The organism is Roseomonas nitratireducens, assembly GCF_017813355.1.
Classification (GTDB): Bacteria; Pseudomonadota; Alphaproteobacteria; order Acetobacterales; family Acetobacteraceae; genus Neoroseomonas; species Neoroseomonas nitratireducens.
The window spans coordinates 372,154-392,462 of sequence record NZ_JAGIYZ010000001.1; the positions used below are offsets into that span (position 1 = coordinate 372,154).

General features: G+C 73.6%; 20 protein-coding genes. 6 read left to right on the forward strand and 14 right to left on the reverse strand.

Annotation, left to right across the window (positions count from 1 at the left end; all coding sequences use genetic code 11):
- The first annotated feature begins 2 nt into the window (after positions 1–2).
- Complete coding sequence (gene lipB, locus J5Y09_RS01695; RefSeq protein WP_209349974.1) at positions 3–665, forward strand: lipoyl(octanoyl) transferase LipB; 663 nt, start codon at positions 3–5, stop codon at positions 663–665.
- A gap of 386 nt (positions 666–1,051) precedes the next feature.
- On the opposite strand, the gene J5Y09_RS01700 is transcribed toward lipB, so the two are convergent.
- The 5 genes from J5Y09_RS01700 to J5Y09_RS01720 all read right to left on the reverse strand — a co-directional run bounded on the left by J5Y09_RS01700 (position 1,052) and on the right by J5Y09_RS01720 (position 6,337).
- On the reverse strand, positions 1,052–2,458 hold the full coding sequence (locus J5Y09_RS01700; RefSeq protein WP_342451375.1) for a DEAD/DEAH box helicase: 1,407 nt from the start codon (positions 2,456–2,458) through the stop codon (positions 1,052–1,054).
- A 373-nt stretch (positions 2,459–2,831) separates the two neighbouring features.
- Positions 2,832–3,527, reverse strand: a complete 696-nt coding sequence (locus J5Y09_RS01705) for a CBS domain-containing protein (protein WP_209349975.1) — start codon at positions 3,525–3,527, stop codon at positions 2,832–2,834.
- 82 nt (positions 3,528–3,609) lie between these two features.
- Positions 3,610–4,929: an ATP-binding protein gene (locus J5Y09_RS01710; RefSeq protein WP_209349976.1), complete on the reverse strand. Its 1,320-nt coding sequence runs from the start codon at positions 4,927–4,929 to the stop codon at positions 3,610–3,612.
- A 124-nt stretch (positions 4,930–5,053) separates the two neighbouring features.
- The gene (locus tag J5Y09_RS01715; RefSeq protein ID WP_209349977.1) at positions 5,054–5,761 is read right to left on the reverse strand and encodes a response regulator; all 708 of its coding nucleotides are present in this window, start codon (positions 5,759–5,761) and stop codon (positions 5,054–5,056) included.
- A 36-nt stretch (positions 5,762–5,797) separates the two neighbouring features.
- Positions 5,798–6,337, reverse strand: coding sequence for a MarR family winged helix-turn-helix transcriptional regulator (locus tag J5Y09_RS01720; RefSeq protein WP_209349978.1), 540 nt, complete (start codon positions 6,335–6,337; stop codon positions 5,798–5,800).
- A 135-nt stretch (positions 6,338–6,472) separates the two neighbouring features.
- Between J5Y09_RS01720 and J5Y09_RS01725 the strand changes: the two genes are divergently transcribed.
- On the forward strand, positions 6,473–7,558 hold the full coding sequence (locus tag J5Y09_RS01725; RefSeq protein WP_209349979.1) for a branched-chain amino acid aminotransferase: 1,086 nt from the start codon (positions 6,473–6,475) through the stop codon (positions 7,556–7,558).
- A gap of 147 nt (positions 7,559–7,705) precedes the next feature.
- Positions 7,706–8,245 (forward strand): GNAT family N-acetyltransferase, encoded by a 540-nt coding sequence (locus J5Y09_RS01730; protein ID WP_209349980.1) that lies wholly within the window; start codon positions 7,706–7,708, stop codon positions 8,243–8,245.
- A gap of 84 nt (positions 8,246–8,329) precedes the next feature.
- Here J5Y09_RS01730 and J5Y09_RS01735 read toward each other — a convergent pair whose 3' ends face one another.
- The 5 genes from J5Y09_RS01735 to J5Y09_RS01755 are packed head-to-tail and all read right to left on the reverse strand — an operon-like array spanning position 8,330 to position 13,394.
- On the reverse strand, positions 8,330–8,605 hold the full coding sequence (locus J5Y09_RS01735; protein ID WP_209349981.1) for an acylphosphatase: 276 nt from the start codon (positions 8,603–8,605) through the stop codon (positions 8,330–8,332).
- Positions 8,602–9,309 (reverse strand): ATP12 family chaperone protein, encoded by a 708-nt coding sequence (locus J5Y09_RS01740; protein WP_209349982.1) that lies wholly within the window; start codon positions 9,307–9,309, stop codon positions 8,602–8,604. The genes J5Y09_RS01735 and J5Y09_RS01740 overlap by 4 nt, the downstream gene beginning before the upstream one ends.
- Positions 9,306–11,804, reverse strand: a complete 2,499-nt coding sequence (locus tag J5Y09_RS01745; RefSeq protein WP_209349983.1) for an AsmA family protein — start codon at positions 11,802–11,804, stop codon at positions 9,306–9,308. Before J5Y09_RS01745 ends, J5Y09_RS01740 begins: the two co-directional genes overlap by 4 nt.
- Positions 11,804–12,778: an RluA family pseudouridine synthase gene (locus J5Y09_RS01750; RefSeq protein WP_209349984.1), complete on the reverse strand. Its 975-nt coding sequence runs from the start codon at positions 12,776–12,778 to the stop codon at positions 11,804–11,806. Before J5Y09_RS01750 ends, J5Y09_RS01745 begins: the two co-directional genes overlap by 1 nt.
- Before the next feature lie 46 nt (positions 12,779–12,824).
- On the reverse strand, positions 12,825–13,394 hold the full coding sequence (locus tag J5Y09_RS01755; protein ID WP_209349985.1) for a hypothetical protein: 570 nt from the start codon (positions 13,392–13,394) through the stop codon (positions 12,825–12,827).
- Positions 13,395–13,508: 114 nt separating this feature from the next.
- On the opposite strand from J5Y09_RS01755, the gene J5Y09_RS01760 reads away from it, so the two are divergent.
- The gene (locus tag J5Y09_RS01760) at positions 13,509–14,606 is read left to right on the forward strand and encodes a 4-oxalomesaconate tautomerase (protein WP_209349986.1); all 1,098 of its coding nucleotides are present in this window, start codon (positions 13,509–13,511) and stop codon (positions 14,604–14,606) included.
- Between the two features lie 90 nt (positions 14,607–14,696).
- Here the strand turns inward: J5Y09_RS01760 and J5Y09_RS01765 are convergent, their stop codons facing one another.
- Positions 14,697–15,053 (reverse strand): fluoride efflux transporter FluC, encoded by a 357-nt coding sequence (locus tag J5Y09_RS01765; RefSeq protein ID WP_209349987.1) that lies wholly within the window; start codon positions 15,051–15,053, stop codon positions 14,697–14,699.
- Positions 15,050–16,393 (reverse strand): replication-associated recombination protein A, encoded by a 1,344-nt coding sequence (locus tag J5Y09_RS01770; RefSeq protein WP_209349988.1) that lies wholly within the window; start codon positions 16,391–16,393, stop codon positions 15,050–15,052. Before J5Y09_RS01770 ends, J5Y09_RS01765 begins: the two co-directional genes overlap by 4 nt.
- A gap of 83 nt (positions 16,394–16,476) precedes the next feature.
- Between J5Y09_RS01770 and J5Y09_RS01775 the strand changes: the two genes are divergently transcribed.
- Together J5Y09_RS01775 and J5Y09_RS01780 are read left to right on the forward strand one after the other, a co-directional pair.
- Positions 16,477–17,061 (forward strand): YcxB family protein, encoded by a 585-nt coding sequence (locus J5Y09_RS01775; protein ID WP_209349989.1) that lies wholly within the window; start codon positions 16,477–16,479, stop codon positions 17,059–17,061.
- Between the two features lie 37 nt (positions 17,062–17,098).
- Positions 17,099–18,052 carry a Bug family tripartite tricarboxylate transporter substrate binding protein gene (locus J5Y09_RS01780; protein WP_209349990.1) on the forward strand — a complete coding sequence of 318 codons (954 nt, stop codon included), beginning with the start codon at positions 17,099–17,101 and terminating at the stop codon, positions 18,050–18,052.
- Between the two features lie 135 nt (positions 18,053–18,187).
- Here J5Y09_RS01780 and J5Y09_RS01785 read toward each other — a convergent pair whose 3' ends face one another.
- On the reverse strand, positions 18,188–19,153 hold the full coding sequence (locus tag J5Y09_RS01785; RefSeq protein WP_245216729.1) for a tripartite tricarboxylate transporter substrate binding protein: 966 nt from the start codon (positions 19,151–19,153) through the stop codon (positions 18,188–18,190).
- A gap of 10 nt (positions 19,154–19,163) precedes the next feature.
- Positions 19,164–20,159: a tripartite tricarboxylate transporter substrate binding protein gene (locus tag J5Y09_RS01790; RefSeq protein ID WP_209349992.1), complete on the reverse strand. Its 996-nt coding sequence runs from the start codon at positions 20,157–20,159 to the stop codon at positions 19,164–19,166.
- Positions 20,160–20,309: the final 150 nt, after the last annotated feature.

The window sequence follows — 20,309 nt, forward strand, 5'->3', positions numbered from 1 at the left end:
CCATGACCGCGCCGCCAGCAACAGACCCCGTCGAGTGGATCATCAGCGAAGGCCGTACCCCCTACGGGCCGGCGCTGGAGGCCATGGAAGCCCACGCCGCCGCCATCCGGGCGGGGACGGGGCGCGAACGCGTCTGGCTGGTGGAACACGACCCGACCTACACGGCCGGGACCTCGGCCAGGCCCGAGGACCTGCGCGACGCCCGCTTCCCCACCTTCGCGGCCGGGCGGGGCGGGCAATGGACCTATCACGGGCCGGGACAACGCACCGGCTACGTGATGCTGGACCTGACGCGCCAGCACGGCAGCGTGGCGCCGCGGGACGTGCGCGCCTTCGTCCATGGGCTCGAGGAATGGCTGATCCGCACGCTGGACCGCTTCAACGTGCGGGCGGAACGGCGGGCGGGACGCGTCGGACTGTGGGTGCCGAACCGCGCGACCGGCACCGAGGACAAGATCGCCGCGATCGGCGTGCGCGTGACACGCTGGGTGTCCTGGCACGGCGTCGCGCTGAACGTGGACCCGGACCTGTCCCATTTCGGCGGCATCGTGCCCTGCGGGATCAGCGAATTCGGCGTGACGAGCCTGCACGCGCAAGGCGTGCTCGCGACGATGGACGAAGCGGACGCGGCGCTGCGCGCGGCCTGGGCGGAAGTGTTCGGGTGAGGGGGCTCGCGGCCGGGCGGACGGGGCGATTGTAGGGTTTCGGACAAATTCCCGGTGGTGGGGCGAGGGGGCGCCGCCCCCTCGGACTCCCCCGCCAAAGGCCGAAAGGCCTTTGGAAACCATGCGTGTTGGTTTCGGACAAATTGCCGGCGGGCAGGGCTGGGGCGGATGCACGGGTTCAAAGAGCACCAGGTCCGTCTAGGACAATATACCCATATAAGAACCGCCGAGTTGAAAAGTCCAGCGAAACCCGCCGGGGCAGCGCCGGTTCAAGCCTGTGGTCGCGATCCGACGCGGACCACGACCTCGCACCGCCCTGATGCCAGGGCGGACAGCCAGAAAAGGAAGGGGGCCCGGGGGAAGTTCCCTTCCCCCGGCCTTCACCCTTACTTCCCGCGCCGCAGGAACGCCGGCGCCGGCGACCCGTCGCGGAAATCCCCTTCGCGCCAGGACCTGTCCCGCCGCGGCTCGTCGGACGCCGCCGCCGGCCGCCGACGGGCTTCGTTGCCCCCCGGCTGTCCGCCGCGCTTGGGGTCCGCAGGCTTGCCGCCGTGGCCGTTCGGCCGGTGTTGCGGCTGGCGCTGCGGCCGGTGGTCGCCGCGCGGGGGCTTGGGCTGGCTGGCGCGTGCCGGGGCCGGGGCGTCGCCCGCCGCGGGGGCGGTCATGCCCGCGCGTGTTTCGGCCGGGATCTGCTGGCGGATCAGCTTCTCGATCGCGCGCAGCTTGTCGCGGTCCTCGTGGGAGCACAGGGCGATCGCTTCGCCCGACGCGCCCGCGCGGGCCGTGCGGCCGATGCGGTGGACGTAGGTTTCCGGCACTTCCGGCAGGTCGAACTGGATCACGTGCGTCACGCCGTCCACGTCGATGCCGCGGGCGGCGATGTCGGTGGCGACCAGCACGGGGGCGGAGCCGTCGCGGAAGGCGGCCAGCGCCCGTTCGCGCGCGTTCTGCGCCTTGTTGCCGTGGATGGCGTTGGCGCTGATGCCGTCCTGGTCCAGCTGCTTCACGATGCGGTCGGCGCCGTGCTTGGTGCGGGAGAACACCAGGGTGCGGCCGATGCCTTCCGTGCGGAGGATCTCGGCGAGCACCTGGCGCTTGCCGGCGGCCGCCACGTGGATCACGCGCTGGGCGACCTTTTCCGCCGTGGTGGCGACCGGGGCGACGGACACGCGCGCCGGGTCCTTCAGCATCTCGCTGGCCAGCCGGTTGATTTCCGTCGGCATGGTCGCGCTGAAGAACATCGTCTGGCGCTGGGCCGGTATGGACTTCAGCAGGCGGCGGATGGCCGGCAGAAAGCCCTTGTCGAGCATCTGGTCGGCCTCATCCAGGATCAGCGTCTGGATGTGGTCGAGCCGCCCGGCGTTCTGGTCGATCAGGTCCTGCAGCCGGCCCGGCGTGGCGACGAGGATGTCCACGCCGCGGGCGAGCGCGGTGCGCTGCGCGCCGAAGCCCACGCCGCCGAAGACGACCGCGACTGTCAGGCCGAGGTGCCGGCCATAGGCCTTGAGGCTGTCTGCGATCTGCGACGCCAGTTCGCGGGTGGGGGAGAGGATGAGCGCGCGGCAGCCGAAGCGCGGCGGCCGGCCCTTTTCCTGGGCGAGCCGGTGCAGCAGCGGCAGGCCGAAGGCGGCGGTCTTGCCGGTGCCGGTCTGGGCGATGCCGAGCAGGTCGCGCCCTTCGAGCACGATCGGGATGGCCTGGGCCTGGATGGGGGTGGGGGTGGTGTATCCTTCCTCGGCGAGCGCCTGGAGGATGCGGGTGTCGAGGCTCAGCGCCTCGAATGCATTGGTCACGATGATCCTGTCACGCGCGCGCGGGTGTTCCGGGCGCGTCGGTGCGGAGAGACGGTCCCGCGGGATTGGGACGATCCTGATGGTCGGGCGCGCCGGCGCCCCTGGCCCGGGCCCGCACCGCGTGTCGTCCTGATGGGACGATCTGGCGGGGACCGATACCGCAGCCGGGGCGGCGCGTGCGGCGCGGTTCGACCCGCGCGACGCCGCCCCTATGCGCCCTCAGGCGTGGAAAAACAATGAAAAAGGTGAGTCGTGCTGACCGATGGGGCCGGATGCCCAGGGCGGCGGATGCAGGCGCATCGGCCGCCGCCCTCGGATGTCGGGTGGCCGCATCGGCGGCCTCGGCATCGGTCGTGACCCGATGCCGCCGGCATCACGGCACGCCGAGCATGAAGGCCGGCGCCGCGACCGTGTCGAAGCGGACCTCCTTCACGCCGGGCACCCGTTCGGCCAGCACGCGCAGCGCCGTGCGCGCCGTCTCGCTGCCGAGGAAGCCGTGGAAGGACACCACGCCGTCCTTCACCATGGGGAAGATGTAGCGGGTGCTGATCCAGGGTTCCTCCCGCATCGCGGCGTAGATGGCGCGGCGGATGCGCGGGTCGGAGGCATCGTCGGCCGCGCCGGCCGCGATCGGCGCCATCACCGCGCGCAGCAGGTCGGCGCGGGAGACGATGCCGACGAGCACGCCGTCGCGCAGCACCGGCACGCGGCGGATACGGCGGGATTCGAGCAGATGGGCCACTTCCTCGACCGTCGCGTCTTCGCCCACCGTGGCGAGGTCGGTCGTCATCACGTCGCCCACGCGGCGGCCATGCGTCTTGGCGTAGCGCGCCGCCTGGTCGGCATTGGCGCCGAGCAGCGTGGCGAGGAAGGAGGCGGGCTTGTCCTCCTTCGCCGCGAGGCGGCGCATCAGGTCGCCATCGGTGACGATGCCGAGCAGCCGGCCCGTGCCGTCGACGACCGGCAGGCCGGAGACGGCGCGTTCGGCCATCAGCGCCGCGACGGCTTCGAGCGGCGTCTCGGCCGCGACCGAGACGGGGTCGGTGGTCATGATGTCGCGTGCGCGCATGGGCGGGTCCTCCGGCTGTTTTCCGAAGGGTCCGCGACATCACGGCGCGGCGCCTTGACGCGGATCAAGCCGCGCCCGGCTCTCACACCGGCAGCCGCACCCGCGCCCTGAGCCCGCCCAGCGGGCTTTCCTCCAGCACGATGTCCCCGCCATGGGCGCGCGCGATGTCCCGCGCGATGGCGAGCCCCAGCCCCGTGCCGCCGGCGGAGAAGGAGGCGAAGGGGCGGAAGGCTTCCTCCCGCTGTTCCTCCGGGATGCCGGGGCCGTCGTCGTCCACCGTCACCACCGCCCAGGCGCCGGCATCCCCGCGCGGGACACGGGCGAGGCCGATCGCGATCCGCCGCGCATGCTTGCGCGCATTGTCGAGCAGGTTGCCCAGGCAGCGGCGCAGCGCATCGGCGCGCAGCGGCATCACCAGCCCGTCCTCGGGCAGCGAAAGTTCCACCTTCGCCCCGTCGCGGCGCGCCTTGGCGGCCGCTTCCTCGACCAGCTCCGCGAGGTCCGCGGGGGCCGATTGCTCGATCCCTTCGCCGCGCGCGAAGGCGAGGTAGGCGGCGATCAGCCGGTCCATCTCCTCCACGTCCTGCGTCATCGCCGCGGCGTCGTCGCGCGCCGCGGCCGGCAGCATCGCAAGGCCGAGGCGCAGGCGCGTCAGCGGCGTGCGGAGGTCGTGGCTGATGCCGGCCAGCATCTCCGTCCGGCTTTCGACGAAGCGGCGGATGCGCCCCTGCATGGCGTTGAAGGCGACGGCGGCCTGGCGCGCCTCGGCCGCGCCCTCGGGCTTCATCGGCCCCGGGTCGCGGCCGCGGCCGAAGGCTTCCGCCGCTTCCGCGAGCCGGCGGATGGCGCGCACCTGGTTCTTCATGAACAGCGCCGCGACGCCGAACAGCAGCAGCGACGATCCGACGACCCAGATGACGAACAGGTACAGCGTGCCGCTGAACAGCCGCTTGCGCGCCGCTTCCACATGCAGGACGCCATCGGGCAGCTGCACGCGGATGATCACGCTGCGCGGATCGGACTGCCAGTCGGTGTCGAAGGGCAGGCCGACGCGCTCGCGCAGCGCGGCGTCGAGATCCTCCTCCAGCGGCAGCAGCGGCAGCGACGCCGGGCGGTTGCCCGCCTGGCCGAGCGCCGCGCCGTGTTCGAGCGCGAGCGAAAGGTCGAGCCGCCAGGCGGCCTCGCGGAAGATCCAGCCGCGATCCTCCGCGCGCGGATTGCGCGCGAGAAGTTCCACCACCATCGCGACATCGCCCGCCACCGCCGCGGCGAGGCGGCGGGAGATGACGTCGAGATGGCTGCCATAGAACAGGAACAGCGCGACCACCTGCACCGCGACGAGCGGCACGAGGATGATGAGCAGGGCGCGGCCGAGCAGGCCGCGGGGGATCAGGGCGCGCATGTTGTTGTGCGCGGGGGGAAGGGAACTTCCCCCCGGGCCCCCCAACCTTCTTTGCCTGTTGGGAACTGACGGGCGACGTCAGTCTCCGGCGGGCATGAAGGGGAGGGGGCCCGCCCGTCCTTCCTCACGGCCCCGGCCTCAGCACATAGCCGCGGTGGCGAATGGTCTGGATGAAGCGCGGCTCGCGCGGATCGGTCTCCACCTTCCGCCGCAGCCGCGTCACCTGCACGTCGATCGCGCGTTCGCCCGCTTCGGGCGTGCCGAGCGCGGTGCCGATCTCCTCCCGGCTCAGGATCTCCCCCGGCCGGCGGGCGAGCGCCTGCAGCAGCGAGGCCTCCCCGCCCGTCAGCCGCACGATGCCCTCCGGCCCGCGCAGCTCGGCGCGCTCCACGTCGAACCAGCGCGGGCCGAGCTGCACCGGCACGCTCGGCGTGGCGGGGGCCGGCGCGGGGGCGGCGCGGCGGAGGATGGTGCGGATGCGCAGCTCCAGCTCCCGCGGGTCGAAGGGCTTGGCGAGGTAGTCGTCGACGCCCTGCTCGAAGCCCGCGATGCGGTCCTCCGGCGCGCCGCGCGCGGTCAGCATCAGGATCGGCACGGTGTTGCCCTCGGCGCGCAGCGATTCCGTCAGCGACAGGCCTGATTCGCCGGGCATCATCACGTCCAGCACCAGCAGGTCGAACATCATGGACGCGATGGCGCGCCGCGCCGCGGCGGCGTCGGCGACCGCGGTGACGCGGAAGCCGTGCTCGGTGAGGAAGCGCTGCAGCAGGTCGCGCAGCCGCGCGTCGTCGTCGACGACCAGAAGATGCGCAGGTTCCACAGTGCCGTTCATCGGGCGGGTTCCCCATTCATCGGGCGGGTTCCCCTTTCATCGGGCGGGTTCGCCAAGCAAGTCGCACGCCGCGCGCGCATCGTCGCCCATCATGCCGCGCATGACGCGGCGGAAGCCTTCCACCGCGGCGGGGCCGGCCTCGCGATAGGCGCGCATCACCGTCTCCCGCTGCCGCTCGAACAGGCGGCGTTCCAGCGCCGCGCCCTTGTCGGTCAGCGCCAGCAGGCGCTGGCGGCGGTCCGTGCGCCCCGGCGTCTGCGTCACGTAGCCTTCCTCGACCAGCGGCTGCAGCACGCGCCCCAGGCTCTGCTTGGTGATGCCGAGGATGCCGAGCAGGTCGCCCACCGTGATGCCCGGCCGGCGGCCGACGAAATGCAGCACGCGGTGATGCGCGCGCCCCATGCCGAGCTCGGCCAGGATCTCGTCCGCCCCGGCGGTGAAGTCCCGGTAGCCGAAGAACAGCAGGTCCTGGGCGAGGCGCAGCTCCTCCTCCCGCAGAAACAGGAGGTTGCGCCCGGCGGGCAGCGTGCTGCGTTCCGGCGCTTCGGCGACCTGCGCTGCGGTCTTGGCTGGCATGTCCTCGGCTCGACCTCCTCTTGGGTCAGTATCATTGACGCATCCGGCGTGTCATTCTAACTTATCGCCATCCTGCGCAACATTCTTTCGTCACCACGCGCCCAAACCGAGCAGAAACCCGGAAGGAAACGCAGCATGGGCCAGTTCCCGATCACCCGCACCGCCACGCCCAAGGCACGGCCGTCCGACGATTCGCTCGCCTTCGGCAAGGTCATGACGGACCACATGTTCCTGATGAACTACGAGGAGGGGAAGGGCTGGTTCAACCCGCGCATCGAACCCTATGGCCCGCTCAGCCTCGACCCGGCGACCTCCGTGCTGCACTACGGCCAGGCGATCTTCGACGGGCTGAAGGCCTTCCGCGGCGATGACGGCCGCATCCGGCTGTTCCGCGCCGACCGCCACGCGCAGCGCTTCGACCGCTCGGCGCGCATCATGTCGATGCCCCCGCTGCCGGTCGACCTGATCCGCCAGTCCTTCGACGCGCTCGTCTCGGTCGATGCGGACTGGGTGCCGCGCAAGGCGGGCACCTCGCTCTACCTGCGCCCGACCATCATCGCGACGGACGTCATGCTCGGCGTGCATCCGGCGCACAGCTACCTCTATTTCCTCATCCTCTCGCCGGTGGGCTCCTACTACAAGGAAGGCGTGAAGCCGGTGCGCATCCTGGCGTCCGACAGCCATGTGCGCGCGGTGCGCGGCGGCACGGGCGAAGCCAAGACCGCGGCCAACTACGCGCAGTCGCTCGCCGGCCAGCAGGACGCGGCGAAGGCCGGCTACACGCAGGTGCTCTACCTCGACGGCGTGCACCGCAAGTTCCTCGATGAGGTCGGCACCATGAACATCATGGTCCGCATCGGGGACGAGGTGATCACGCCCCCACTCGCCGGCACCATCCTCGATGGCGTCACGCGCGCCTCGGCGATCGAGCTGATGCGCGACTGGGGCCTCAAGGTCCAGGAACGCGCCATCTCGATCGACGAGGTGATGCAGGCCGGCCGCGACGGCACGTTGAAGGAGATGTGGGGCACGGGCACCGCCGCCGTCGTCTCCCCGGTCGGCACGATCGGCTACAAGGGCGAGGACGTGCTGATCAACGGCGGCACGACGGGCGAGGTGACGCAGCGCCTGTACGACGCCATCACCGGCATCCAGTACGGCCGCACCAACGACCCGCATGGCTGGACGAGCCTGGTGCCGGAAATGGCGGAGGCGGGTTGACACCAGCGGCCGAATGCTTCGACCGCTGGCATCAATTTCTGCGTGCCCTCAGACGCCGGGCGCAAACCTCCGGTTTGCTTGGCTTCGCCAGACTCCTGGCGGGCCGCCTTCGCGGCCTCGGCACGGGTGGAGACCCGTGCCGTCATCATGATCCAAGTCCGCGAAGCGACGGCGCCCGACAGCGACGCCGTCGCCGACCTGCTCACCGCCTCCTGGCGCGACGCCTATGCGCCGCTGCTGCCCGCGGCGGTGCTGGACCGCCTGCCCGCGCTGCACCGTGACATGTGGCGCGCGCATTTCGCCGCCCCGCGCGACGGCATCGTGCTGCTGGCGGAGGAGGACGGCGCGCTCGCCGGCTTCTGCGCCGCCTGGCTCGAGGATGGCGAATGCTATGTCGACAACCTGCACCTGCGCCCCGGCCGGCGCGGCGGCGGGCTCGGGCCGCTGCTGCTCGGCGAGGCGGCGGCGGCGCTCGCGGCGCGCGGCGCGACCCGCGCGGCGCTGACCATCATCGAGGGTAATGACCGCGCCGCGCGCTTCTACGCGCGGCTCGGCGGCATCGCGCAGCCGCCGCATCCGGCCGAACTGCACGGCGCGCGGGTGATGTTCCGCCGCTTCGCCTGGCCGGACATCGCCGCGCTGGTCGCGGCCTGCGCGGTTCCAGCACCATCCGATCGCACTGAGTAAGCGTGATCGGATTTCGTGCCGTGGAACCGATGGTTTCCAGGGCAGGAAATCCGACCAGCCGTTTCCGGCCGGTCGGATGTCGCCCTATGCCGAGGGCAGGCGCCGGAACCCCGGCTCCGTCGGCGGATCGGCGAATTCCTCGACGATCTCGGTGACGCGCGCGAGCATCGGCCCGCGCCGGCAGGCCGACAGCAGCGCCTGCACGGCGGCTTCCTCGCCGGCGACCAGCGCCTCCACCCGGCCATCGGCGCGGTTGCGCACCCAGCCCTGCACGCCCAGGCGCACCGCCTCGCGCTCCATCCAGTCGCGATAGCCCACGCCCTGCACGCGCCCGGCGATCAGGACGTGCCGCGCCCTCATGCCCGCACCAGCGCCAGGAAGCGTTCGGCCAGCGCGACGTCGGCGGCACCGCGCGCGCGGCGGTCCAGCGCCTCCGCATCCTCGCCCCAGCGTGTTTCCTGGAAGGTCTCGTCCAGGCTCGCCAGGCGATGCGCCTCCTCGGCTGCGAGCCGCCCCTCGGCCAGCGCGAGCCCCAGCACCAGGCTGCCCAGCACCGGCACGGCGAGGCCCAGCGCGGCCAGTTCCTCCACCGTGCGGCCGGCCAGCGCGTCGCGCAGCCGCGCGAGGCTTTCCGCCGGCTGCGCCACCGGCATCAGCCCTTCCGTCACCACCAGCGGGGCGCCATGCGCCGCCGCCGCCCAGTCCAGCCAGGCCTGCCATTCGCGCGCCTGCGTCACGGCCAGCGCGGGGTCCTCGGCGCGGTAGCAGAGCAGGTCGGTCTCGGCGTAGCGCACGAGGCCCTCGACCAACCCTGCCGGATCGGCCGCGACGCGGTCCTGCGCGGTGCCGAGCAGGCGCGTCAGCGGCACCTCCTCCATCGACATCTCGCCATCCTTGGCGCCGCCCGCCGCCTGCCATTCGGCGGCGATCGCCTCGGCCAGCGCGGCGGACCGCGTCGCCAGCGGCGCCCCGCCGGGCAGGCGCAGCGGCCGCCCGTCCAGCAGCACCGCATGCCCGCCTTCCGGCCGCGCCACCGCGACCGCGTGGTTCCAGAACCGCCTCAACGCCGACCCCCGCCCAGGATGCCCCCGAGGCCGCGCAGGATGTCCTGCGTCGTCCCCTGCAATTCGCGCGGCACGCCCGGCACCACCGCCACGGGCGGCGGCACCGGGCCATCCGCGCCCATGCGCGCCAGCCGCAGCGCCGCGCCGCAATCCCCCGCCGGCCCCGCCGCGCCCGCCTGGCCGCGCAGCCATTCGACCGTGGAGTTCCGCCACAGCCGGTTCGCCACCGTATCGCCCATCACGCGCGTCATGGCCCGGCCCGGATCGACGCCGATGCGGGGCTCGGCGAAGGTGCCGCCGACGCCGACCGGCGCGCGCACCGTGATGCCGGCGATGCGCACATCGGGCAGCAGCCGCGCGGCGATCGTCTCCTCCCGCAGGTTCATCGCGAGGACGCCGTCGATGCGCCCGGCCGTGGTCTCGATCAGCAGCGCCTCGCTCGTCGCCAATCCTTCCTCGGCCGACAGCCGCAGCGCGAGGCAGCGGATCGGCACGCCGCCCTGCTGCTGGCCCGGCAGCAGCAGCGCCAGCAGGTCCGCGCCCAGGCGCAGCCGCCCGCCGCCGGCGATCCGCCCCTCGATCATGGCGAGGCCGAACTCGCCCGAAAGGCTCGCCGCGACGGCGCGCAGCGTCGGCCCGCGGCCCCGCAGGTCGATCGCGACCTCCGCGCGGCCGTCGAGCCCCGCCGGCGCGCCCCGCGCGCGCTGCAGCGCGCCGAGATCCAGGCCCGGCCCCTCGCTGCGCAGCGCGAAGGCCAGCGCGGGCGGGCTGGCACGCGCATCGAGCGTCACCTCCCCGCGCACCGGCCCGCCCGGCGTGGTGGCGGCGAAGGAGGTGACGCGCAGCGCGTCGTCGCGGAATTCCACCGCGGCGCGCAGCGCGCGCCAGTCGGCGCCGTCCACGCGCAGCGTGTCGGCCGAGAGGTCGAGCCGCCCGCGATAGGCGCGCGGCAGGGCGAGCGGCAGCGGGATGTCGGGGATGACGCGCGTGTCGGCCGCCGTCGGCGCCGGTGCCGGCGCGGGGCCGGGCGCGGCCGGGCGCGCGGCCGGGGCGGGACGCTCCGCCGCCGCCGCGCCGCGCCGCGCCAGGGTGTCGATGTCGATGCGGCTCGCGGCGATCCGCCCCTCGATGCCGAGCGGCGTGCCGGGGCGCAGCGTCAGCGCGCCCTCGGCCGCCAGCGGCGCGGAGGCGATGCGGAAGGACGCGATGCGGAAGGGGCCGGCGAGCGAGGCGGCCTCGATCCGCGCCTCGCCCGAGATCTCGCCGAGCGGCGGCGGGGCCACGAGCAGCGGGGCGAGCGCCTCGATGTCCGGCGCGGCGAAGCTGAGCTGCAGGGCGAGCCCCTCCCGCGCCCGCGGCCGCGCGACGCGGCCCGTCGCGGTCAGCCGCGCCCCGCCCGCCTCGGCCAGCAGGCGCAGCGCGAGCGGCGTCTCCGCCGCGCCGGGCAGCAGCGGCGCGATCGCGTCGAGCCCGAGCGTGGCGCGGAAGGGCAGCGCGTCCTTGCGGCCCTCGACCACGATCTCGGCCGGCTGGCCGGGGGCGGCCATGGCGAGGGTCGCGCGCGCCAGCGACAGGCCGGGCGCGAGCGTGCCGAGGTCCATCGCGCCCAGCGTCACGCTGAGCGCGCCGGGCGCGAAGCCCGGGCCGAGCGCGAGCCGCGCCTCGATCGGCGGGATCAGCGGCGGCGGCGCGATGCCGGGGGCGATGGCGCGCAGCAGCGGCAGCAGAGCGGCGGGCTCGGGCAGGGCGGCCGCCAGCGCGATATCCCCCAGCATCCGGCCTTCCGCGGCGATGCGGTTCGCGCCCGCGGCGAGGCTCGCCTTGATCGGCCAGGGCGTGCCGGCCGGCGGCGGCAGGGGGGCCTCGGCGTCCAGCGTCAGCGCGGTGCCGTGCAGCGTGCCGCGCGCGGCGATGCGCGCGGGGGCCTCGCCGCCGATGCCGGTGACGCGCGCCTCGGCCAGGGCGAGGGTGCCGAGCCGCGCATCGGGCAGGGTCACGCGGCTGTCGGTGACGAGGATCTCGGCGATGGCGATGCGGCGCGCCGGGCGCGGTTCCGACGGCGCCGGGGCGGGTGCGGCCTGCGCGGCCGGCGCGGCGGGGCGGGCGAGCACCCAGTTCGGCGTGCCGTCCGCCGCGCGTTCCAGCAGGATCTCGGCGCCCTCGATCGCGATGCGGTCGAAGGTGACCTCCCCGCGCAGCAGCGGCAGCAGGGCGATGCTCGCTTCCAGGCGGCGGATGCGGGCCATCTCGGGCCGCGAGCCGCCCTCGATGTTGGCCAGCGTGACGTCGGCGGCCGAGACGCGCGGGGTGAGGCCCGGGCGCAGCGAGACGCCGCCCAGCGTCGCGGCGCGGCCCGTCGCACCCTCGATCGCCGCGACCAGCCGCGGGGTCAGCGCCCCGGCATCGAGCGCTACGGTCAGCGCGACGATGCCGCCGCCCGCCAGCAGCAGCAGCGCCGCCAGCGCGAGGAGGGCCCGGCGCGCCGCGCGCGGCATCAGCGCACCCGCCGGCATTTCGGCGTGCGCGGCCGGTCGAAGCCGAGGAAGCCGAAGGTCTCCTTCATGTGCGGCGGCAGCGGGGCGGCCAGTTCCAGCATGCCGCCCTCGGGATGCGGGATGCGCAGCGCGCGGGCGTGCAGGTGCAGGGTACGGTCGCCGAAGCCCTCGGGATGCGCCGCGGCGCCGCCATACTTGCCGTCGCCGAGGATCGGGCAGCCGAGTGCCGCGGCGCAATGGACGCGCAGCTGGTGCGTCCGGCCGGTCAGCGGCATGAGTTCCAGAAGTGCTGCGCGCTTCTGCGCGGAATCCATGGTGCGGAACAGCGTGGCGGCGCGCGCCGCGTCCTTCGCGTCCGACGGCACGGTGCGTTCGCCATGCGCGCCGCCCGCCTTGGCCAGCGCCATGTCGATGCGCCCTTCCAGCGGATGCGGCCTTCCGACCACCACGGCCCAGTAGGTCTTTTCCGCATCCCGCCCGCGGAAGGCGGCGGCGAGCTTGCCGGCCGCGGCGGCGGTGCGGGCGAGCAGCAGCACGCCGGTCGTGTCGCGGTCGAGCCGATGCACCAGGCGCGGGCGGTCCTCGGACCCGAAGCGCAGCGCGTCCAGCATCCCGTCCAGGTGCTTGGTGATGCCCGGCCCGCCCTGCACCGCCATGCCCTGCGGCTTGTCGAGCGCGATGACGCTGTCGTCGCGGTAGATGACGAGGCGTTCCAGCGCCGCGGCCTCGCGCGGGTCGATCGGCCGGGGCGCGGCCTTGGGCGCGGGGGTGGCCGGCATGGGCGGGATGCGGACCGACTGGCCGGGCAGCAGGCGGGTGTTCGCCTCGGCGCGCTTGCCGTCGACGCGGACCTGGCCGGTGCGCAGCATCTTCTGCAGGGCGCCCTGGGTCAGGGCGGGGAAGTGGCGGTGGAACCAGCGGTCGAGGCGAACCTCGCCCTCCTCGGGCCGCACGGTGCGGGTGGTGATGGGCATGGGCCGGATATAGCACGGCCGGCGGGGGTTGCCGACGCGGCGCGGCTCACCTCTGCGGGGCGGTGAGCAGGCGGCGGGCCTCGGCGAAATCGGCCTCCGAGCCGGGGATGCCGGCCATGGCGCGGTTGGCGCCGCGCATGACGAAATGCTCCCAGCCGCCGGTCCCGGCGTCGATGACGGCGGTCAGGTCGCGCACCACGCCTTCGTTGTCGCCCCGGAGCATGCTGCGCCGTGCCGCGTCCGAAAGATCCCCGCGCCAGAGCAGGATCGTCGCGCGCAGGACCAGCATCTGCCCCAGCGGGCCGAGGCGCAGCGCTTCCTCGATATCGGCAAGCGCGGGGTCGAGCGCGGCGGGCGGCAGGCTGGCGTCCGGGTCGCCGCCGCGCTGCGCCTCGCTGCGCTGGAGCGCGACGGCGAAGAGCGCATCGGCCCGCCCGGCGAGCGCGCGGGCGCGCGCGGCGTCCGGCAGCGCGAGCCGCAGCGCCTGGGTGCAGGAGCCGAGCCGGGCCTGCGCTGGGCGCCGCTCATCCTCACAGGCGGTGAGCGCCGGCTGCGCGGTGGCGGGGCCGATCGCGGCCAGCAGCAGGGCGAGGGCGAGGGCGGCGGGGCGGATCATGCGGCGGCTCCGGTTGCGGGGCGCATGATAGGCGGGATGGCGGGCCGCGCGGTGCGTTCCGGCACATCCCGGATTGCCCTTCGCAGCGCGGCGCGGCACCGGTAGAGACGGGCCATGACCCAGACCGCCATCCCCTGCACCTTCATGCGCGGCGGCACGAGCCGCGGGCCCTATTTCCTCGCCCGCGACCTGCCGGACAGCCGCGAGGACATCGCCCGCGTGCTGCTCGCCGTGATGGGCAGCCCGGATGCACGGCAGATTGACGGCATCGGCGGTGCCACGACGCTGACGAGCAAGGTCTGCATCGTCTCCCCCGCCGCGGCGGGGGAGAAGCAGCAGGTCGACTACCTGTTCGCGCAGGTGTCCGTGGACAAGGCCTTCGTCGATTTCGGCCCGACCTGCGGCAACATGCTGGCCGGCATCGGCCCCTTCGCCATCGAGAAGGGCCTGGTGCCCGCGAAGGACGGCGAGACGAGCGTGCTGATCCGCGCGGTCAACACCGGCGCGCTGATCGAAAGCGTGGTGCAGACCCCGGGCGGGGCGGTGACCTATGACGGCGGTACCGCGATCGCCGGCGTGCCGGGCACCGCCGCGCCCATCGTGCTGAACTTCGCCGATGCGGTCGGCGGCGCGACGGGCAGCCTGACACCCACCGGCAACGCGCGCGACGTGATCGAGGGCGTGGAGGTCACCTGCCTCGACGTCGCCATGCCGGTCGTGATCGCGCGCGCGGCGGATCTCGGCAAGACGGCGCGGGAGAGTGCGAAGGAGCTGGATGCCGACCGCGACTTCATGGCGCGGATCGAGCGCATCCGCCGCGCCGCGTCGCTCGCGATGGGCATGGGCGATGCCGAGGGCAAGGTGATGCCGAAATTCGCCATGGTGGCCGAACCGGCGGGCGGGCAGGGGATCGCGGCGCGCTACTTCACGCCGCTCGCCTGCCATGAGGCGATGGCCGTCACCGGCGGCATCTGCATCGCCACGGCCTGCATGCTGCCGGGCACGGTGGCCGAGGGGCTCGCGCGCATCGGGCCGAACGAGCGCGAGACCATCGCCATCGAGCATCCGACCGGGCAGATGGAAGCCGTCATCACCACGCGCCGCGCCGGCAACGACCGCGTCGAGGTGCTGGGCGGCGGCACGCTGCGCACGGCGCGGAAACTCATGGCGGGCGAGGTGTTCGTGCCCGCGCGGGTCTGGGCGGGCAGGTAGCGGAAGGTCGAGGGGCTCCGCCCCTCGAGCACCCCGGCAGGAACCTCAGTTTCCTGGCGGGAGGGGCCGGGAGGGCAGCGCCCTCCCGTCCTACCGCCGGAACAGCCACAGCCCCGCGAGGCACGCCGCCGCGCCGAGCAGGACGGAGGCCGCCACATAGGCGATGGCGAGCGGCGGTGACTTCTCCCACAGCCCGACCGCTTCCAGCGAGAAGGCGGAGAAGGTGGTGAAGCCGCCGAGGAAGCCGGTGACGAGCAGCAGCCGCGCCTGGCCGTCCATCCCCGCGCCCGCCATCGCGCCGATCACCGCGCTGCCGGCGACGTTGACCGCCAGCGTCCCCCACGGAAACCCCGCGCCGAACAGCGCGAGCGAGCCGATGGAGACGAGGTAGCGCAGCACCGACCCCGCCGCGCCGCCGAGGGCCACCAGCACCAGCGCCTGAATCATCCGCGGCGACGCTTCCGGCGCAGCTGGTCCCAGCGCGCCATGCGTTCCGCGATGGCGGCTTCCGCGCCGCGGTCGGTCGGGCGGTAGAAGACGGGGCGGCGCATCTCCTCGGGGAAGTAGTCCTGGCCGGAGAAGCCTTCCTCGGCATCGTGGTCGTATTCGTAGCCGCTGCCGTAGCCGAGTTCGCCCATCAGCTTGGTCGGCGCGTTGACGATGTGCTTGGGCGGCATCAGGGATCCCGTCTCCTTCGCCGCGCGCATCGCCGCGCCGAAGGCGGCGTAGACCGCGTTGGATTTCGGCGCGGTGGCGAGGTGCACGACGAGCTGCGCCAGCGCCAGTTCGCCCTCCGGCGATCCCATGCGCTCGAAGGTCTCCCAGGCCGCGATGGCCAGCGGCAGGGCGCGCGGGTCGGCCATGCCGACATCCTCGGCCGCGAAGCGCGTCAGGCGGCGGGCGATGTAGCGCGGATCCTCCCCGCCGGTGAGCATGCGCGCGAACCAGTAAAGTGCGGCGTCCGGGTCGCTGCCGCGCATCGACTTATGAAGGGCGGAGATGAGGTTGTAGTGCTCCTCCCTGTCCTTGTCGTAGAGCGCGGCGCGCTTGGCGAGCAGCGCGGACAGCGCGGCGGTATCGAGCGGCGCGGTGCCGTCCGGCAGCGCCGACAATTGCTCCGCCATGTTGAGCAGGTAGCGCCCGTCGCCATCGGCCATGGCGCGCAGCGTCGCGCGGGCTTCGGGCCGCAGCGGCAGGGCGCGGCCGGTCTCGGCTTCCGCGCGCGCGAGCAGCAGGTCGAGCGCGGCATCGTCCAGCCGCTTGAGCACCAGCACCTGGCAGCGCGACAGCAGCGCGCCGTTCAGCGCGAAGGACGGGTTCTCGGTGGTCGCCCCCACCAGCGTGACGGTGCCGTCCTCCACCACCGGCAGGAAGCCGTCCTGCTGGGCGCGGTTGAAGCGGTGGATCTCGTCCACGAACAGCAGCGTGCCCTGTCCGTTGGACTTGCGCGCGCGGGCCTCGTCGAAGGCGCGCTTGAGGTCCGCCACGCCGGAGAACACCGCCGACAGCGCCGTGAAGCGCAGCCCGGCGGCTTCGGCCAGCAGCCGCGCGATGGTCGTCTTGCCCACCCCCGGCGGGCCCCACAGGATCAGCGAGGCGAGCGAGCCGCGCGCGAGCATGCGCGACAGCGCGCCTTCCGCGCCCAGCATGTGGTCCTGGCCCACCACCTCATCCAGCGTGCGCGGGCGCAGGCGGTCGGCGAGCGGGCGTGCGGCTTCCTCCGCCGGGGTGGCGGTGGGCGCGGGGTCGCCGAACAGGTCGGGGGCGGGGGCTGGCGATCGGGCCATGGCGCCATTCTGCGCCGGGTGCGGCGCGCGATCCATGGGGCGCGATTGCGGTCGCGCCGCCCGCGTGCCAATCCAGCCCCGGCATGACCGACACGCCCACCCCCGCACCGCTCGTCCTGCTCGAGGTCGATGTCACCGCGTCGGACATCGAGGCCTTCAACATGCATGTCGGCTGCGGCCCGACCATGCGGGCGCGCTGGCGGCGGCAGTACATCATGCTCGCCGCCACGACGGCCGCGATCGTCGTCGTGTGGAACTGGCTCGACGCCGGCACCGCGGGCTTCAACTGGTATGCGCATGTCCTCGTGCCGGTCGCCGCCATCGCCATTTTCTTCGCGGCCGTCTCGCCGCTGAACCTGGCGATGCACCGCTGGAGCCTGCGCCGGGGGCTGCGCGCCCAGCTCCGCCGATCGCCGGGCAAGACCTATCTCGGCCCCCAGCGGATCGAGGTGACGGCGGAGGGGATCGCCGTCACCGGCAGCGTGAGCCGCGGCGTCCATGGCTGGGCCGCGGTGAGCGGGCTGCAGGAAACGCCGGACCTCATCCTCGTCATGCTGGGGGAGTCGATGGCGGTCGTCGTGCCGAAGCGCGGCCAGGCGGACGCTGCGCTTGAGGCGCTGCGCGCCGCGGTGCGCGAGCGCGCCGGGGATGCTGCAACGCGGCTGTAACTTGACGGGGCGCGAGCGCGGCGGCACGGGATGCGCCATGTTCCGCCGCAGCCTCCTCGCCCTTCCCTTCGCCGCCCCGGCCCTGGCCCAGACGGCCCCCGACCGCCCCTCGCGCCTGGTCATCGCCTTCCCGCCGGGCGGGTCGACGGACATCCTCGCCCGCCTGATCGCGCCGCGCATGTCGGAACTGCTGGGCGCGACCGTGACGCCGGAGAACCGGACCGGCGCCTCGGGCGCGGTCGGCGCGGGGCATGTCGCGCAATCGGCGCCGGATGGCGCGACCATCCTGATCGATTCCGGCGGGCAGAGCGTGAACCCCTTCCTGATGCGGGGCCTCGCCTTCGACTATGAGCGCGACCTCGCGCCCGTCACGCTGCTCGCGACGCTGCCGCTGATCCTGGTGGTGCGCAACGAGTTCGGCGTGGCGACGCTGCCCGAATTGCTGGCGAAGCTGCGGGAGGACCCGGCCCAGGCGCGCTACGGCAGCGTCGGCATCGGCGCGCGCGTCCACCTGGCCATGGCGCAGCTGCTGCGCCAGGCGGGCATCCGCGGGGAGCACATTCCCTATCGCGGCGGGGCGGACCAGATCGCCGGGCTGCTGCGCGGCGACACGCCGATGGGCTTCACCTCCCCCGCGCTCGCCACGCCGCTGATCCGCGACGGGCGGGTGAAGGCGGTCGCCGTTTCCTCCCCCGAGCGTTTCCCCGCGCTGCCCGGCGTGCCGACGGTGGCCGAGCAGGGCTTCCCCGGCTTCGCCATCGGCGACTGGCTGGGCCTGCTGGTGTCGGCGGCGACGCCGCGGCCGGTCGTCGCGCGCATCGCGGCCGCGGCGGCGGATGCGGTGGGCCAGCCGGCGCTGCGCCCGCGGCTCGACGCGCTCGGCCTGCTGCCGGCGGCTGAAGGGCCCGACGCCTTCGCCCGCTTCCTCGCCGCCGAGCGCGCGACCTTCTCGGCGCTGATCCGCGAGGAAGGCATCCGGCTGGATAGCTGAGCGGCGCGAGCCTTCTGGCCGGCGCACGACGTTCCGACCGGCGGCCCGAAGGGCCGAGGCCGCGAATGCGGCCCGCCCGGCGCCTGGGGGCACGCAGAAACGGATTTGAGCGGTCGAAGAATTCGACCGCTCGTGTCAGTCGATGCTGAGGCCGAGCCGCGCGACGGTCGCGCGTTCATAGGCCACGCGCTCGGCCGCGAAGGCCAGGTATTCGCGCGGGCCGAGGTATTCGTCCGGCATCTCCCACCGCCGCATCACCGCCTGGCTCGCCTCGTCCTGCAGCGCCTTGCGCATGGAACGGTGCAGCGTGTCGACGATCTCGGGCGGCAGCCCCTTCGGGCCGACGAAGCCGTAGGGCGAGGTGACGGACATGTTGTAGCCGAGGTCGTTCAGCGTCGGCGCATCGGGGAAGGAGGGCAGCCGCGTGCGCGTCCAGACGGACAGCAGGCGGAACTCGCCGGTCTCCACCTGGGGGCGCCAAGCCTGCGCGTCCGCCACCATGTCGATCTGCCGGCCGAGCAGCGCGGTCACGCCTTCCTGCGCGCCGCGGAAGGGCACGTGCAGCAGCTCGCAGCGCTCGCGGGACGCCAGCTCCTCCATCGCCAGGTGGTTGGTGGTGGCGATGCCCGATGTGGAGAAGCTGATCCGCCCGGGGCGCGTGCGGGCATCGGCGAAGACCTCGGCCAGCGTGCGCCAGCGCGCGTCGTTGCGCACCACGGTGCCGAAGACGAAGCCCGACAGCTGCATGATGTAGGAGAAATCCGCCACAGGGTCCCAGGTGGGCTGCCGCGTCAGGAAGGGGTGGCGCAGGATCGACAGGTGGTGGTGCGCCAGCGTGTAGCCGTCCGGCTGCGCCTGCTGCGTCAGGAAGATCGCCGCGCGGGTGCCGCGCGCGCCGGGCATGTTCTCGGAAACGATGTTCTGGCCGAGGTCGCGGCCCATGATGTCGAACATCGTCCGCTGCAGCGCGTCGAGCGACCCGCCCGGCGGCCAGGGCGTGATGATGCGGATCGGCCGGGTCGGGAAGCGCCCCTGGCCGAGCGAGGGGCGCGCCAGCAGCGGCAGCGCCGCCGCGGCGAGGATCAGGCGCCGGTGCAGCATCGCCCGCCTCTCAGCCATCGAGGGTGAGGTTGAGGCGGCGGACCATGGCGCGCTCGTATTCGACGCGCTCGGCGATGAAGGCGCGATAGGTCTGCGTGTCCTGGTAGACCAGCGGCATGTCGAAGCGCGCGCGCACTTCCGCGTTCTCGGGCGACAGCAGCGCGTCGCGCATCGCGTCGTGCAGGATGCGCACCACGCCCTCGTCCATCCCGCGCGGGCCGCTGACGCCGTAGGGGGAAGTGACGACGAGGTCGTAGCCCAGTTCCTTCAGCGTCGGCACGTCGGGGAAGCGGCGCACGCGCTCGGCCGTCCAGACCGACAGCGCGCGCATCTGGTTGTTCTCGACGAAGGGCGCCCAGGTGGAGCTGTCGCAGACCATGTCCACCTGCCCGCCGATGACCGCCGTCACCGCCTCGTTCGACCCGCGGAAGGGGACATGCGTCAGCTGGATGCCCTCCTTCTCCTGGATGGTCTCCATCGCGAGGTGGTTCGTCGTGCCGATGCCGGAGGTGGTGTAGTTGAGCCGCCCCGGATTGGCCCGCGCGAAGGCGATCATGTCGGCCCATGTGCGGAAGCGGCTGTCGGCGCGCACCGCGGTGCCGAACAGCCAGCCGGTCATGCCGATGATGTGGGTGAAGTCCGCGATCGGGTCCCATTGCGGCGTGCGCATCATCCAGGGACGGCGCAGGACGGACAGGTGCATCTGCGTCAGCGTGTGCCCGTCCGGGCGCGCCTGCTGCGCCACCGTCATGGGCCCGAGCGTGCCGCCCGCCCCCGGCTGGTTGCGCACCACGACCGGCTGGCCGAGCGCGCGGGTGCACAGATCCCCGATCGAGCGCAGCTGCACATCGGCCGAGCCGCCCGCCGGCCAAGGCACCACGATCTGGATCGGCCGGTCGGGGAAGCGGGCCTGCGCGCGGGCGATCCCGGGCGTGGCGAGCACGGCGCCGGCGGCGAGCAGCCCCCGGCGGCTGGACATGAAGCGGGTATCGTCCCGGACGGTCATGGCGTGTTTCCTCTCCTCCCGGGCGGCGCGTCTGGCGGCGCCTGCCCAATGGGCGGAAGGATAGGCACGGGAGGCAGCGGGCCGGAAGCGCTTCCTCGCGCCTTGATCCCGCCGCCCGGGGCGGGCAGTTTCCGCGCCGCACAACAACAC

Bases quoted from the DNA above. Each gene is read 5' to 3' on its own strand.
- lipB (WP_209349974.1), top strand. From the start codon at position 3: ATGACCGCGCCGCCAGCAACAGACCCCGTCGAGTGGATCATCAGCGAA.
- J5Y09_RS01705 (WP_209349975.1), bottom strand. From the start codon at position 3,527: ATGCGCGCACGCGACATCATGACCACCGACCCCGTCTCGGTCGCGGCC.
- J5Y09_RS01710 (WP_209349976.1), bottom strand. From the start codon at position 4,929: ATGCGCGCCCTGATCCCCCGCGGCCTGCTCGGCCGCGCCCTGCTCATC.
- J5Y09_RS01715 (WP_209349977.1), bottom strand. From the start codon at position 5,761: ATGAACGGCACTGTGGAACCTGCGCATCTTCTGGTCGTCGACGACGAC.
- J5Y09_RS01720 (WP_209349978.1), bottom strand. From the start codon at position 6,337: ATGCCAGCCAAGACCGCAGCGCAGGTCGCCGAAGCGCCGGAACGCAGC.
- J5Y09_RS01725 (WP_209349979.1), top strand. From the start codon at position 6,473: ATGGGCCAGTTCCCGATCACCCGCACCGCCACGCCCAAGGCACGGCCG.
- J5Y09_RS01730 (WP_209349980.1), top strand. From the start codon at position 7,706: ATGATCCAAGTCCGCGAAGCGACGGCGCCCGACAGCGACGCCGTCGCC.
- J5Y09_RS01735 (WP_209349981.1), bottom strand. From the start codon at position 8,605: ATGAGGGCGCGGCACGTCCTGATCGCCGGGCGCGTGCAGGGCGTGGGC.
- J5Y09_RS01745 (WP_209349983.1), bottom strand. From the start codon at position 11,804: ATGCCGCGCGCGGCGCGCCGGGCCCTCCTCGCGCTGGCGGCGCTGCTG.
- J5Y09_RS01750 (WP_209349984.1), bottom strand. From the start codon at position 12,778: ATGCCCATCACCACCCGCACCGTGCGGCCCGAGGAGGGCGAGGTTCGC.
- J5Y09_RS01755 (WP_209349985.1), bottom strand. From the start codon at position 13,394: ATGATCCGCCCCGCCGCCCTCGCCCTCGCCCTGCTGCTGGCCGCGATC.
- J5Y09_RS01760 (WP_209349986.1), top strand. From the start codon at position 13,509: ATGACCCAGACCGCCATCCCCTGCACCTTCATGCGCGGCGGCACGAGC.
- J5Y09_RS01765 (WP_209349987.1), bottom strand. From the start codon at position 15,053: ATGATTCAGGCGCTGGTGCTGGTGGCCCTCGGCGGCGCGGCGGGGTCG.
- J5Y09_RS01770 (WP_209349988.1), bottom strand. From the start codon at position 16,393: ATGGCCCGATCGCCAGCCCCCGCCCCCGACCTGTTCGGCGACCCCGCG.
- J5Y09_RS01775 (WP_209349989.1), top strand. From the start codon at position 16,477: ATGACCGACACGCCCACCCCCGCACCGCTCGTCCTGCTCGAGGTCGAT.
- J5Y09_RS01780 (WP_209349990.1), top strand. From the start codon at position 17,099: ATGTTCCGCCGCAGCCTCCTCGCCCTTCCCTTCGCCGCCCCGGCCCTG.
- J5Y09_RS01785 (WP_245216729.1), bottom strand. From the start codon at position 19,153: ATGCTGCACCGGCGCCTGATCCTCGCCGCGGCGGCGCTGCCGCTGCTG.
- J5Y09_RS01790 (WP_209349992.1), bottom strand. From the start codon at position 20,159: ATGACCGTCCGGGACGATACCCGCTTCATGTCCAGCCGCCGGGGGCTG.